General features: G+C 68.9%; 14 protein-coding genes and 1 other RNA gene. 6 read left to right on the forward strand and 9 right to left on the reverse strand.

Features of this window, described 5'->3' with window-relative positions; all coding sequences use genetic code 11:
- Positions 1 to 19: 19 nt before the first annotated feature.
- On the reverse strand, positions 20 to 226 hold the full coding sequence (locus tag AC0KXF_RS00995; protein WP_473107426.1) for a methionine aminopeptidase: 207 nt from the start codon (positions 224 to 226) through the stop codon (positions 20 to 22).
- A 46-nt stretch (positions 227 to 272) separates the two neighbouring features.
- On the opposite strand from AC0KXF_RS00995, the gene map reads away from it, so the two are divergent.
- The 3 genes from map to AC0KXF_RS01010 are packed head-to-tail and all read left to right on the forward strand — an operon-like array spanning position 273 to position 1,842.
- A complete protein-coding gene (gene map, locus AC0KXF_RS01000) occupies positions 273 to 1,142 on the forward strand; it encodes a type I methionyl aminopeptidase (protein ID WP_473107427.1) in 870 nt (289 codons plus the stop codon).
- A gap of 56 nt (positions 1,143 to 1,198) precedes the next feature.
- Entirely contained in the window at positions 1,199 to 1,621 is a 423-nt protein-coding gene (locus tag AC0KXF_RS01005) for a hypothetical protein (protein WP_473107428.1), read from the forward strand.
- Entirely contained in the window at positions 1,618 to 1,842 is a 225-nt protein-coding gene (locus tag AC0KXF_RS01010) for a helix-turn-helix transcriptional regulator (protein ID WP_223043956.1), read from the forward strand. The genes AC0KXF_RS01005 and AC0KXF_RS01010 overlap by 4 nt, the downstream gene beginning before the upstream one ends.
- A 31-nt stretch (positions 1,843 to 1,873) precedes the next feature.
- Here AC0KXF_RS01010 and AC0KXF_RS01015 read toward each other — a convergent pair whose 3' ends face one another.
- Positions 1,874 to 2,623, reverse strand: a complete 750-nt coding sequence (locus tag AC0KXF_RS01015; protein ID WP_473107429.1) for a hypothetical protein — start codon at positions 2,621 to 2,623, stop codon at positions 1,874 to 1,876.
- An 82-nt stretch (positions 2,624 to 2,705) separates the two neighbouring features.
- The gene (locus AC0KXF_RS01020) at positions 2,706 to 3,269 is read right to left on the reverse strand and encodes a dihydrofolate reductase family protein (protein WP_473107430.1); all 564 of its coding nucleotides are present in this window, start codon (positions 3,267 to 3,269) and stop codon (positions 2,706 to 2,708) included.
- Between the two features lie 313 nt (positions 3,270 to 3,582).
- On the opposite strand from AC0KXF_RS01020, the gene AC0KXF_RS01025 reads away from it, so the two are divergent.
- Positions 3,583 to 3,999, forward strand: a complete 417-nt coding sequence (locus AC0KXF_RS01025) for a hypothetical protein (protein WP_473107431.1) — start codon at positions 3,583 to 3,585, stop codon at positions 3,997 to 3,999.
- 23 nt (positions 4,000 to 4,022) lie between these two features.
- On the opposite strand, the gene rnpB is transcribed toward AC0KXF_RS01025, so the two are convergent.
- The 6 genes from rnpB to AC0KXF_RS01055 all read right to left on the reverse strand — a co-directional run bounded on the left by rnpB (position 4,023) and on the right by AC0KXF_RS01055 (position 8,857).
- Positions 4,023 to 4,398: RNase P RNA component class A (gene rnpB, locus AC0KXF_RS01030), an RNA gene on the reverse strand.
- A 63-nt stretch (positions 4,399 to 4,461) separates the two neighbouring features.
- Positions 4,462 to 5,190: a zinc ribbon domain-containing protein gene (locus AC0KXF_RS01035; RefSeq protein WP_473107432.1), complete on the reverse strand. Its 729-nt coding sequence runs from the start codon at positions 5,188 to 5,190 to the stop codon at positions 4,462 to 4,464.
- Positions 5,191 to 5,221: 31 nt separating this feature from the next.
- Positions 5,222 to 6,079 (reverse strand): Nif3-like dinuclear metal center hexameric protein, encoded by an 858-nt coding sequence (locus AC0KXF_RS01040; protein ID WP_473107433.1) that lies wholly within the window; start codon positions 6,077 to 6,079, stop codon positions 5,222 to 5,224.
- A 3-nt stretch (positions 6,080 to 6,082) separates the two neighbouring features.
- Positions 6,083 to 6,784: a methionine ABC transporter permease gene (locus AC0KXF_RS01045; RefSeq protein WP_473107434.1), complete on the reverse strand. Its 702-nt coding sequence runs from the start codon at positions 6,782 to 6,784 to the stop codon at positions 6,083 to 6,085.
- Complete coding sequence (locus AC0KXF_RS01050) at positions 6,784 to 7,812, reverse strand: methionine ABC transporter ATP-binding protein (protein WP_473107435.1); 1,029 nt, start codon at positions 7,810 to 7,812, stop codon at positions 6,784 to 6,786. The genes AC0KXF_RS01045 and AC0KXF_RS01050 overlap by 1 nt, the downstream gene beginning before the upstream one ends.
- Positions 7,813 to 7,945: 133 nt before the next feature.
- The gene (locus AC0KXF_RS01055; RefSeq protein ID WP_473107436.1) at positions 7,946 to 8,857 is read right to left on the reverse strand and encodes a MetQ/NlpA family ABC transporter substrate-binding protein; all 912 of its coding nucleotides are present in this window, start codon (positions 8,855 to 8,857) and stop codon (positions 7,946 to 7,948) included.
- A gap of 217 nt (positions 8,858 to 9,074) precedes the next feature.
- Here AC0KXF_RS01055 and AC0KXF_RS01060 point away from each other — a divergent pair, with 217 nt between their 5' ends.
- Both AC0KXF_RS01060 and AC0KXF_RS01065 read left to right on the forward strand, forming a co-directional pair.
- Complete coding sequence (locus AC0KXF_RS01060) at positions 9,075 to 10,514, forward strand: glyceraldehyde-3-phosphate dehydrogenase (protein WP_473107437.1); 1,440 nt, start codon at positions 9,075 to 9,077, stop codon at positions 10,512 to 10,514.
- Positions 10,515 to 10,553: 39 nt separating this feature from the next.
- Positions 10,554 to 11,402 (forward strand): universal stress protein, encoded by an 849-nt coding sequence (locus AC0KXF_RS01065; RefSeq protein WP_473107438.1) that lies wholly within the window; start codon positions 10,554 to 10,556, stop codon positions 11,400 to 11,402.
- Positions 11,403 to 11,413: the final 11 nt, after the last annotated feature.

Here is an 11,413-nt window from a genome sequence, read left to right on the forward strand (position 1 = left end):
GCAGGAGCACGGCGCATGCTCAGGAATCCTCCTGAGCCTCCTCCTCGGCCCACTCCTTCGCGCGCTCCTGCAGCTTGGCGGGTCCGTTCGCCGCCTCCTCGCGGGTCTTGAACGGCCCGATGCGGTCGATGCCGAGCGACTGGGGGCCCTCCTCGACCTGCCCGGTGCGGGTGTTGTACCAGTACGTCTCCTCGGAGTCTTCGACTCCCCAGTCGCGCTTGCTCATTGCAGCCTCCCTGTGTCGTGGGTCTCTCCCTTCATAGACTAGAGGTATGCCCTTCGACGCACACGGACATTTGATTCCGGGCTCGGTTCCCCCGCCGCGAACCGTCCCCCAGCACATCGCACGGCCGCCCTACGTCGGTCTCGCGGTGCCTCCCGCCTATACGGGCGACAACACCTACTCCGAAGACGAGATCGGTCGCATCAGAGCGGCGGGACGGATCGCCTCTCGCGCGCTCGACGCTGTCGGGGAGGCGGTGCGCCCCGGCGTGACGACGGCGGAGCTCGATCGGGTGGCGCATGAGTTCGTCGTCTCTCAGGGCGCCTACCCGTCGACGCTCGGCTACCGCGGCTACCGCGCCTCGTCGTGCACCTCCGTGAACGAGGTCATCTGCCACGGGATTCCCGACGACACCGTTCTCCGCGACGGGGATCTCGTGAACGTCGATATCACCGCCTACCTCGACGGCTTCCACGGAGACACCAATCGCACGTTCCGGGTGGGGCGAGTCCCGGAAGACGTCGACCTGCTCATCGAGCGCACGCACGAGGCGATGATGCGGGGCATCAAGGCCGCGAAGCCGGGCCGCCAGGTCAACGTGATCGGCCGCGTGATCGAGACGTACGCCAAGCGCTTCGGATACGGGGTCGTGCGCGACTTCACCGGTCACGGGGTCGGCGCTTCTTTCCACTCGGGGCTCATCATCCCGCACTACGACTCCGCTCCGGCCTACGGGGATGTGATCAAGCCGAACATGGTGTTCACCGTCGAGCCGATGCTGACGCTGGGCTCGCACGAGTGGGATCAGTGGGATGACGGCTGGACGGTCACCACGCGCGACAAGAGCATCACTGCGCAGTTCGAGCACACGATCGTGGTGCGCGAGGACGGGTTCGAGCTGCTCACCGTGTCGGACTGAGGCGGCACTGCGATGAGCGGCAGGGACATGCTCCGCAACCCCGGAAAGGCGCTGTCATGACCAGAAGAGAAGCCTCCGAGAGGCGCACCGAGGCCGAGGTGCGCACCGGACGAAGGTACAACCGGCAGTTCGGCGCCGCGATGGTGCTGTACGTGCTGCTGCTCGTGCTCAGCCAGGTGCTCGACGCCGAACGCGGCACGCCGCTTGCGGTCGCGTTAGCGGTGCTGCCGATCCTCCCGCTGCTCTGGATCGTCGTCGCGCTGCTCGGGCATCTCCGCAGGATCGATGAGATGCAGCGGCAGCTGCTGGTGAAGAGTCTCGCCGCGGGCTTCGGGGGCGCCATGCTCGTCGCGGTCACCGTGGGCATGCTCCGGATCGGCGGTCTCGACGTGCCGATGCCGGAGTGGATCGTCTTCTCGGGCGGGATGTCCGCCTGGGGCATCGCCGCGATCGTGCTGGCCCTTCGGGTCGATCGGTGAAGAACGAGGTGCGGCGCCTGCGCACGGAGCGGGGCTGGACTCAGGTGCAGTTCGCCGAAGCGCTGGGGGTCTCGCGCCAGACCGTGAACGCCCTCGAGACCGGCCGCTACGATCCCTCGCTGCCGCTCGCCTTCCGCATCGCCGCGACCTTCTCCCTTCCCATCGAGCAGATCTTCACCCCCGATGCCGACGACGCGCCGCCGACCGGAGGGCGGCGGTGAGGAGCGGGATCGCTCGGTGGCACCGCTGCACCTACTGGCAGGTGCCGCGGAACCGTTCCTTGGGGCTCGAGAGCAACCTCTCCGATAGGGCCGACTGCATGATGACCTCGCCCGAGGGGCGCACCTCGATTCCGGTGAGCGTGACGCCGGCGGGCAGGCGGTCGGCGAAGCAGATGCTCCGGGGCTCGCTCATCGCCCCCGCCAGGAAGGCTCCGACGGGCCCCTGATCCTGCACGATCACGTCGCTCGGGGTCACCACGATCTCACCCGCCTCGACGCCGAGGCCCACGGCCCCCTCGTAGGGAATCTCGAACGCGGGGCTGTAGGGCAGGTCGAACTGCTGATCGGTGAGCACTCCCCCGCCGACGAGCTCGCCGTCGCGCATCTCTCCCCAGTCCGCGAGACCGCGGCTCACGATCCGCACCATGCCGTCGAGCTGCTCGGGCGGTACGGCGAAGGAGGCTGTGCCGTCTCTGAGCTTGCCGAACGCCGGGAACAACGGCATCGAGCCTACCTCAAGCGTCGCCCTCGCCGTCACATCCTCGGCGAGGGGCACGCCGTCGGCGGTGACGGTGACATCGGAGATGCGCCAGCGCAGAGCGTTCAAGAGCATCGAGCCCTCGGTGTCCACGGTGACCGCCTCCGTCTGCGGGACACGCAGCGCGAGCCGTGCGCCACCCTCGATCGCCGAGGGGATCACCGCGCGCAGCGAGAGCTCGAGAACGCCGCCGAGCACCGCGAGTACGACGAGCACCACCGCCCAGCGCTTCAGATTCTTCATCCTGATCGACTATAGCGGAGAGGCCGGAGGGCCGCCCTCGACGGCTTCGGTGCGGAGCCCCTCGTCATCGCTCGCGGAGCGCTCATCCCTGTTCGGCCCGACGATAGTGCATGACGACAGCGCCGTTGCTGAGCGGTGTCGACGAGATCAGCTCGAGGCGACGAGTGCCGGGCAGGCCGTCCTGGTACAGGGTCGGGCCGTGGCCGGCGATCGCGGGGTGCACGAGGAAGCTGTACTCGTCGATGAGATCCAGCCGGTCGAGCGCCGTCGCGAGCTTTCCACTGCCGACGAGCACCCCCGCGGGCGTCCGGTCCTTGAGCTCCCGCACCGCTGTGCGCAGGTCACCCGTGAGATGGTGACTGTTGGTCCAGGGGAAGTCCCTCCGCGTCGATGACACCACGTACTTCTGCTTGGCCTCGAGCGCCAGCGCCCAGTCGCGCTCCGCCGCCGGCGCCTCGACCTCGCCGCGGGCGACCGCCGGCCAGTAGCTCTCCATCATCTCGTAGGTGGTGCGGCCCCACAGCATCGCTCCGGCCTCGTCCATGAGACGGGTGAAGTGGGCATGCGTCTCGTCGTCGGCGATGCCCTCCTGATGATCCACGCAGCCGTCCAGGGTGACGTTGATGCTGAACGTGAGAAGACCCATTCGATCCCTCCTCCGGCCTCGAAGCCCGCTGAGCCGCGGCGCGCCGCCGTCCCCGCGGTGTGTACTTTGACGGTAGATCGGCCGCGGTCGCCCGTCAAGGAGAAGCAAGAGGCTGCGAGGGATTCCCGGGCCCCTGTGTCAGTATCTGACCAACGGCTCGGCGGAGGAGACGAGGAGGGCATCATGTTCACGGAGTTCCTGAGGGACCAGGCGTTCGCGATCGCGTGGCTGGCAGTCATGGCCGCCGGCTGGTTCGGGTTGGTCGCAGGAGGACCCGAAGCCGCGGCTCCGCGGCTGGCTGGGAGCCGGCTCGGTGATCGGGATCCTGACAGCGATCGCCTTCGGGATCCTCGTGTGGCGCAACTGGTCGGCTCCGACCGCGCTCGACGGACGCTACTGGGTGTTCGGCCTGATCGTGCTCGCCGAGGCCGTGGTCATCGGGGGCGGCTGCATCGTGCTCGCGAGACGCGATCAGACACGATGGTACGGGTGGTGGATCGGACTCTGCGTCGCCCTGCACTTCGCCCCGCTGGCATGGATCTTCGAGGACTGGTCGTACGTCGTGCTCGCGATCGTGCAGGTGAGCGGCCTGCTGCTGATGCTGCCCGCGCTGCGACGCGGCGAGTATCAGACGAGCCGGTGGGCGTGCCCGTGGATCGCCGCCACGTTCCTGGTCTACGCGCTCGTATCGGGAGGCGCCTTCCTCGTCGAGCACGGGTACCCGTACTGAGGTTGAGCCGGCGGCGGGGCGGAGGGAATGGGCCGGCTGTACGCCGGGTTCTGTGCCGGCCGGCGAACCGGCCGGTGACGGTCATCTATCTCGGGGCACTGTTGCCAGTACCCTCTAGCGGTCTACCCGCAGACTCGGCGAGGAGCGTCGACGTCTGCTGTCTGACCTTGCTGCGGACGAGGTTTGCCTGGCCGCCCGTGTCGCCACGAACGCCGGTGGTCTCTTACACCACCCTTTCACCCGGACCATCCCGGCTCTGCCGGGAGGCTGGTCTGCTCTCTGTTGCACTTTCTCGCGGGTCGCCCCGGGTGGGTGTTACCCACCGTCCTCCTCTGTGCAGCCCGGACGTTCCTCGGCGCGTGCACCGAAGTGCCGCGACGCGACCGTCCGCCGGCCCATTCCGTCGTCCAGTCTACGCCCTTCGGCGATCACGCGGAGCCGCCGCCGGTCCCGGGCACGCCGCTACTCCCCCTCGACGCGCACCAGGATGGCGCCGGTGCCCGGGCAGAACACCAGCTCGTCGGGTGCGGCGGCACGGATCTCGCTGAGCTCGGCCGGCGTGAGCGACATGTTGCTCGCCTCCGAGACGCTCCCGCGCAGGCGCGCGGCGCCGATCCCGATGCGGCCCCGCAGCTCCTCGTACAGGTCGAGCAGGTCCCGCTGCAGCTCGGCCGCGAGACCGGCCCGCTCCTCGCTGTTCGACGCGATCTCGCGGTCCAGACGCTGCTCGGCCTCCATGATCTTCGCCCTGATGGCGGCGCGGCGCTCATCGACGCCGGCGAGCACCTGCTGAGCCTCCGAGAACTCCGCCTGTGCGCGCTCCTGCACCTCCATGAGCTCGAGCTCGCGATCCTCGAGCTCGCCCTTACGGCGGGTGAGCGTGTCGAGCTCGTTCTGCAGCGCCTGCGCCTCCTTCGACGACGTGCTGGCGGCGAGCAACTGCTCGTCGCGCGCGCGGCGCTGGCTCACCATCTGCACGTCGGCTTCGACGCGCGCGATCTCGGCGTTCTGCGCGTCGAGTTCGCGCTGCGCGGCCATGAAGCGAGCCTTGGCCTGCTCCGCCTCGCCGGTCAGGCCGTCGAGCTCGGCGCGCTCGGGCAGCGTGCTGCGCTTGCGGCGAAGCCGGGCGATCGTGTTGTCGCGGTCTTGCAGGTCGAGCAGCAGCTGCTGCTGGCGAGGGCTGGCTTTCATGGGTCCAGCCTATCGGGGCGCGGGGTGCCGTTCACGCAGTCGGTCGGTCCGCGCCGACCGTGAAGCTCCAGGGATCGGTGCGGATCCCGCTCACGCGGAACTCGACGCCGGGCAGCCGCTCCGAGAGCAGCTCGGCCGCCCCCTCGAGCCACAGCGACTCGCTCGCCCAGTGCGCGACGTCGACGAGCGCAGGGCCGCCGGCCGCGAGAGACTGCTCGAGCGACTCCTGCGCGGGGTGGTGCCGCAGATCCGAGGTGAGGTACACGTCGGCCGCGCGCACGGTCGGATGGTCGAGCAGGCTGTCGCCGGCGCCGCCGAGCAGGGCGACTCGAGAGATCGGGCGCTCGGGATCGCCGGCGACGCGAACGCCGCTCGCCGTGCGGGGCAGGATCGCGGCGACGCGCTCCGCGAACTCGCGGAGCGCGATCGGGGACTCGAGGTCGCCGACGCGCCCGATACCGAACACCTCGCCGGGTCTCGGCCCCTCGGCGGGCGCGATCGCCTCGGCCGAGCGGAGCCCCAGGCGCTCGGCGATCACCGCCGACACCCCGCCCTCGGGCTGGTCGGCGTTGGTGTGCGCGGCGAGCAGCGCGCAGCCGCCGCGGATCAGCTTCGCGAGCAGCGCCCCCTTCGAGGTGTCCTCCGCGACGGTGTGGATGCCGCGCAGCAGCAGCGGGTGATGCGTGAGCAGCGCGTCGGCGCCCCGCTCGAGGGCCTCGTCGACCGTCGCGCCCACCGCGTCGACGGCGAGCAGTACGCGGTGCAGGGGCGCATCGCTCGCGCCGGAGACGAGTCCGACGCGGTCCCACCCCTCCGCGGTCGCGGCGGGCCAGAGCTCTTCTGCGACCCGCTGCAGATCGGCGAGGGTCTGAGAGGGGGCGGGTGACACGGGCTACCTCCGAAGCAGTTTGCGGGCGAACACGTTGCCGAGCAGCTGCACGAGCTGCACGATGACGATGATGACGAGCACGGCCGACCAGGTGATCCACGGGTTGAACTGCCGGTAGCCGTACTGCAGCGCGAGGTTTCCGAGGCCGCCGCTGCCGATGACGCCGGCCATCGCGGTCATGTCCACCACCGCGATGAAGGCGAAGGTGTAGCCGAGCACGAGGGGGCCGAGCCCCTCGGGGATCAGCACCGTGAGGATCGTGCGGAGGGGGCCGGCCCCCATGGCGCGCGAGGCCTCGATGACCCCCGGTGGCACCGTGAGCAGGTTCTGCTCGACGAGTCGCGCGATCCCGAACGTCGCGGCGAACGAGAGCACGAAGATGAGGAAGCGGTCGCCGATGCCGGTGCCGACGATCAGGCGCCCGAGCGGCTGGATCGCGGCGAGCAGGATCACGAACGGGATCGGGCGGAAGAAGTTCACGAGGAAGTTCAGCACCCAGAACACCGGTCGGTTGGCCAGGATCCCACCGGAGCGCGTGACCGTCAGCGCCGTCCCGATGACGAGGCCGAGGATGCCGCCGACGGCCATCGCGACCACCACGTACTGCAGGGTCTCCAGGGTCGCTTCGAGGAAGCTCCCGTTCTCGAAGAGCTTGAAGAGGTCGTCGATCTTGCCGTTCTCCGCGAGGATGATCGATGCGGGCATCAGGCCAGCACCTCCAGGTCGGTCTCCTGCGCGAGCGCCGCGATCGCGTGCTCGACGCGCAGATCGTCTCCGATGAGTTCGAGCGTGAGCTTGCCGAAGCTCCGGCCGCCCACGTCGGTGACTCCGCCGTGCACGATGCTCACGCCGACGCCGCGCTCGGCGAGGGTTCGGAACACGACGGGTTGGTCCACGTCGCCGTCGCGGAACGTCAGGGTCACGAGCCTGCCGCGGTGGCGCTCGCGCAGCTGCTCGAGGTGCTCGGCCTCGGGCTCCGTCGGCAGCGCGGTCGAGACGAAGCGCCTCGTGGTCGCGCTCTGCGGGTTCGAGAACACCTCGAACACGTCGCCCTGCTCGACGGCCCTGCCGCCGTCCATGACCGTGACGCGATCCGCGATCTCGCGCACGACCTCCATCTCGTGCGTGATGAGGATGATCGTGATCCCGAATTCCTCGTTGACGCGCTTCAGCAGCGCGAGCACCTCCTGAGAGGTCTGCGGATCGAGGGCGCTCGTCGCCTCGTCGGCGAGCAGCACGCCGGGGTTCGTGGCGAGCGCGCGGGCGATGCCGACGCGCTGCTTCTGCCCGCCCGAGAGCTGGTCGGTGTAGGCGTCGGCCTTGTCGCCGAGGCCGACGAAGTCGAGCAGTTCCGCCGCGCGGCGCTTGCGCTCGCCCGGCGACATCCCCGCGACCACGAGCGGGTACTCGATGTTCTTCGAGACGCGCTTGGAGTGGAAGAGATTGAACTGCTGGAAGATCATGCCGATGCCGCCGCGCACCGCCCGCAGCTTCGACTCGGGCAGGCTGGTGATCTCGTCGTCGCCCACGAGGATGCGGCCCGAGCTCGCCTGCTCGAGACCGTTCACCAGCCGCAGCAGCGTGCTCTTGCCCGCTCCCGAGTAGCCGATGATGGCGTGGATCTCGCCGGAGGCGACATCGATCGAGACGTCGTCGACCGCGACCACCGGGGCGGCGGCCTTGCCGCGGCCCGGATACCGCTTCGAGACGCCGATCATCTGGACGCGCGTCATACGCGGTCTCCCTCCTGCTTGCTGCATTCTGCCCGGCGCCGCGCCCCGGGCGCCGCAGATGCGGATCGGGGCGCTCGGAAAACCGAACGCCCCGATCCTATGCGCTGCCGGCGCCGCTCGCGCGGGTCGACGGCTACTTGTTCTCGCGGACCTGCTCTTCGGCGTCGGTCAAGATCTCCTGCAGCTCCGACACCGGGGTGTTCAGCATGATCGCGCTGTCGCCCGAGTTCTCGAAGACGCCGGCCTGCACATCCTCATTGGTCTGGTAGATCTCGACGAGCTTCTTGTAGGTCTCGTTGTCCTTGTCCTCGGCCTTCGCCGCGAAGATGTTGATGAAGTACTTCGCGCCCTCGTCCTCAGGATCGTCCTGGTACAGGGCCTCGTCGAACTTCAGGCCGGCATCGGTGACGAAGTCGTTGTTGACCACGGCCGCGTCGACGTCGGAGAGCGAGGTCGCGGTGAAGGAGGCGTCCATCTCGGTGACCTCGACCTGGGAGGCGCCGGCGTCGATGTCGTCGGGCGTCGAGAACAGGCTGCCGCCGTCGGCGAGCTCGATGAGACCGGCGGCCTGCAGCACGTTGAGCGCGCGTGCGCGGTTGCTGGGATCGGAGGGGATCGCGACGGTGCCGCCCTCGGGGATGTCCTCGAGCTTGTCGTGCTTGGTCGAGAACACGCCGAGCGGGTAGATCGCGGTCGAGCCGATGGCGATGAGATCGTCGTCGTTCGAGACGTTGTAATCGGCCAGGTACTGGATGTGCTGGAACTGGTTGAGGTCGAGCTCGCCCTCGCTGAGCGCCGGGTTCGGCTGGTTGTAGTCGGTGAAATCTTGGAGCTCGACCTCGATCCCCTCCGCCGCCGCGGCCTCGGTGAAGGTCTCCCAGTAGGGATCGCTGGCGCCGACGACGCCGATGCGGACGGTCTCCGCCGCCGCGTCGGAGCTCTCCCCCGAGTCGTCGGAGGCCGAGCAGCCCGCGAGCGCGGCGGTAGCGGTGAGCGCGAGGGCGGTGATCGAGGCGGCGAGGACGCCGCGCTTCCTGAAAGTCATGATGCTCCTCATGATCGGTGTGCGAGTCGAGACGATGCCGCTCCGGGCGCGGCAGGTACGGGTTCAAGAGTGCGGGATCGCGAGCCTAACCGGAAATCAGGGTGTCACACGGCGTCATTCAGGCGCCGCCGTGGGATACTTGACATGACGAACAAGCGTCCCCGGCGGGCAGGCCGAATTCTCTTCATGACAGTGTTGAAAGGAACCCTCCGTTCACATGATTCAGCGTGCTGATGCTCACCTCGAGGCTTGGAAGGCGAAGCAGGAACTCGCAGAGCGGATGATCCCGCTGATCGGCCAGCTCTACCGCGACCACGACGTGGTCATGTCCGTTCACGGACGAAGCCTGGTGGGCCGCTCCCCGATCGACATCATCCGTGCTCACTACTACGCCCACAAGATCGACGACGTCGAGCTTCCCCTGACCGAGACCTCGGCCATCGTCGAGGCGCTCGCGAGGATCCAGCCCGGCCCCGTCTCGGTCGACCTCGCGCTGCTCGCGAACGGATTCCGCGCCTCGGGCGGCGATGACCTCGAGGCCTACCTCCGCGAGGAGCTCGCTCCGGCGATCGGCGCTCCGCGCGGCGAGGGCACCGACGTGGTGCTCTACGGCTTCGGGCGCATCGGGCGTCTGCTCGCCCGCATCATCATCGATCACTCGGGCAGCGGCAACGGCCTCAACCTCCGGGCCATCGTGGTGCGCAAGGGGTCCGAGAACGATCTCGTGAAGCGGGCCAGCCTGCTGCGCCGCGACTCGGTGCACGGTCCGTTCAAGGGCACGATCAAGGTGCTCGAGGATGAGAACGCGATCCTCGCGAACGGCGTGCGCATCCAGGTCATCTACGCGAACGACCCCGCCAGCGTCGACTACACCGAGTACGGGATCGAGAACGCGATTCTCGTCGACAACACCGGCCGATGGCGCGACGCCGAGGGCCTCGGCCAGCACCTGCAGAACAAGGGCATCTCCCGTGTGCTGCTGACCGCACCGGGCAAGGGCGACATGCTGAACGTGGTCTACGGGGTCAACAACGACAAGATCACCCCTGAGCACACCATCCTCAGCGCGGCGTCGTGCACCACCAACGCGATCACGCCGGTGCTCAAGGTCGTGAACGACCGCTTCGGCGTGAAGCGCGGGCACGTCGAGACGGTGCACTCGTACACCAACGACCAGAACCTCATCGACAACTTCCACAAGGGCGACCGCCGGGGCCGCTCCGCCGCCCTCAACATGGTGCTCACCGAGACCGGTGCGGCGAAGGCCGTGTCGAAGGCGCTCCCCGAGTTCGAGGGCAAGCTCACCGGTAACGCGATCCGCGTGCCCACCCCCGACGTGTCGATGGCCGTGCTCAACCTCCAGCTCGAGCAGGAGACCACACGCGAGGAGATCAACGCCTTCCTCGAGGAGGTCTCCCTCACCGGCGCGCTGCGCACCCAGATCGACTTCGTCGAGTCGCCCGAGGTCGTCTCGAACGATTTCGTCGGCTCGAACCGGGCCGGCATCGTCGACGGGCTCGCGACGATCGTGACGGGCGACAGCGCCGTGCTGTACGTCTGGTACGACAACGAATACGGGTACAGCTGCCAGGTGGTGCGCATCATCGAGCAGCTGGCGGGCAACCATCCCGCGCACCTTCCGGCGCGCGAGGCCTGATACCGGGCCCGCAGCGGAACCCGAGAGAAAGGAACGAAGATGTCAGCGAAGTATCTCATCGGAGTAGACGGATCCGAGCAGAGCCGGGCCGCGCTCGCCTGGGGTCTCGACCGAGCGACCGAGCGCGGAGCCGAGGTGGAGCTGCTGCACGTCGCCGACGACTCCTTCCTCTCCGAGAGCGTCGCGTTCCTCTCGGAGGCCCAGCAGGCGTCCGAGCAGATGCTGCAGGCCGAGATGGAGTACGCCCGCAGCCTCGGGTTCGAGGGCAAGATCTCGGGCACCGCGGTGGTCGGGCATCCGATCGCGGAGGTCGAGGAGGCGTCGAAGCGCGCCGACCTGCTGATCCTCGGCGCCCACAACGGCAGCCGGTTCGCCGGTTCGTTCTTCGGCACGCGCGCGGTCAAGGTCGCCGCGACGGCTCACTGCCCGGTAGCCGTGATCCCCGCCACCGCATCGGCGGAGCCGAAGCGCGGCGTCGTCGTCGGCGTCGACGGGTCGGAGGCCTCGAAGCGGGCGATCGCGGTCGCCGCCGAGGCGGCGTCGTTCAGGGGTTCGCCTCTCATCGCGGTGTACGCGTGGATGCCGCCGCTCACGCCCGGCCTCGAGTACCTGTGGAGCGAGGAGCTGGTCGAGTCCCAGCGCTCAGCGGCCGAGGAGGCAATCGCGATCGGCACGGCCGGTCTGGCCGACCGCTACCCCGATCTCGAGATCCGTCGCGAGATCGTGCAGTCGCCTCCGGTCGCGGCGCTCGTGCAGGCCGCCGAGGGCGCGGAGATGCTCGTCGTCGGCAGCCGTGGCCGCGGCGGCATTTCGCGCCTGTTGCTCGGCTCGGTGAGCCACGGCGTGCTGCAGGCGCTGCCCTGCCCCGTCGTTGTGACCCGCGGCTGAGAACGGGAGAG

It is taken from the genome of Leucobacter holotrichiae (assembly GCF_055791005.1).

Bases quoted from the DNA above. Each gene is read 5' to 3' on its own strand.
- AC0KXF_RS00995 (WP_473107426.1), bottom strand. From the start codon at position 226: ATGAGCAAGCGCGACTGGGGAGTCGAAGACTCCGAGGAGACGTACTGG.
- map (WP_473107427.1), top strand. From the start codon at position 273: ATGCCCTTCGACGCACACGGACATTTGATTCCGGGCTCGGTTCCCCCG.
- AC0KXF_RS01005 (WP_473107428.1), top strand. From the start codon at position 1,199: ATGACCAGAAGAGAAGCCTCCGAGAGGCGCACCGAGGCCGAGGTGCGC.
- AC0KXF_RS01015 (WP_473107429.1), bottom strand. From the start codon at position 2,623: ATGAAGAATCTGAAGCGCTGGGCGGTGGTGCTCGTCGTACTCGCGGTG.
- AC0KXF_RS01020 (WP_473107430.1), bottom strand. From the start codon at position 3,269: ATGGGTCTTCTCACGTTCAGCATCAACGTCACCCTGGACGGCTGCGTG.
- AC0KXF_RS01035 (WP_473107432.1), bottom strand. From the start codon at position 5,190: ATGAAAGCCAGCCCTCGCCAGCAGCAGCTGCTGCTCGACCTGCAAGAC.
- AC0KXF_RS01045 (WP_473107434.1), bottom strand. From the start codon at position 6,784: ATGCCCGCATCGATCATCCTCGCGGAGAACGGCAAGATCGACGACCTC.
- AC0KXF_RS01050 (WP_473107435.1), bottom strand. From the start codon at position 7,812: ATGACGCGCGTCCAGATGATCGGCGTCTCGAAGCGGTATCCGGGCCGC.
- AC0KXF_RS01055 (WP_473107436.1), bottom strand. From the start codon at position 8,857: ATGACTTTCAGGAAGCGCGGCGTCCTCGCCGCCTCGATCACCGCCCTC.
- AC0KXF_RS01060 (WP_473107437.1), top strand. From the start codon at position 9,075: ATGATTCAGCGTGCTGATGCTCACCTCGAGGCTTGGAAGGCGAAGCAG.
- AC0KXF_RS01065 (WP_473107438.1), top strand. From the start codon at position 10,554: ATGTCAGCGAAGTATCTCATCGGAGTAGACGGATCCGAGCAGAGCCGG.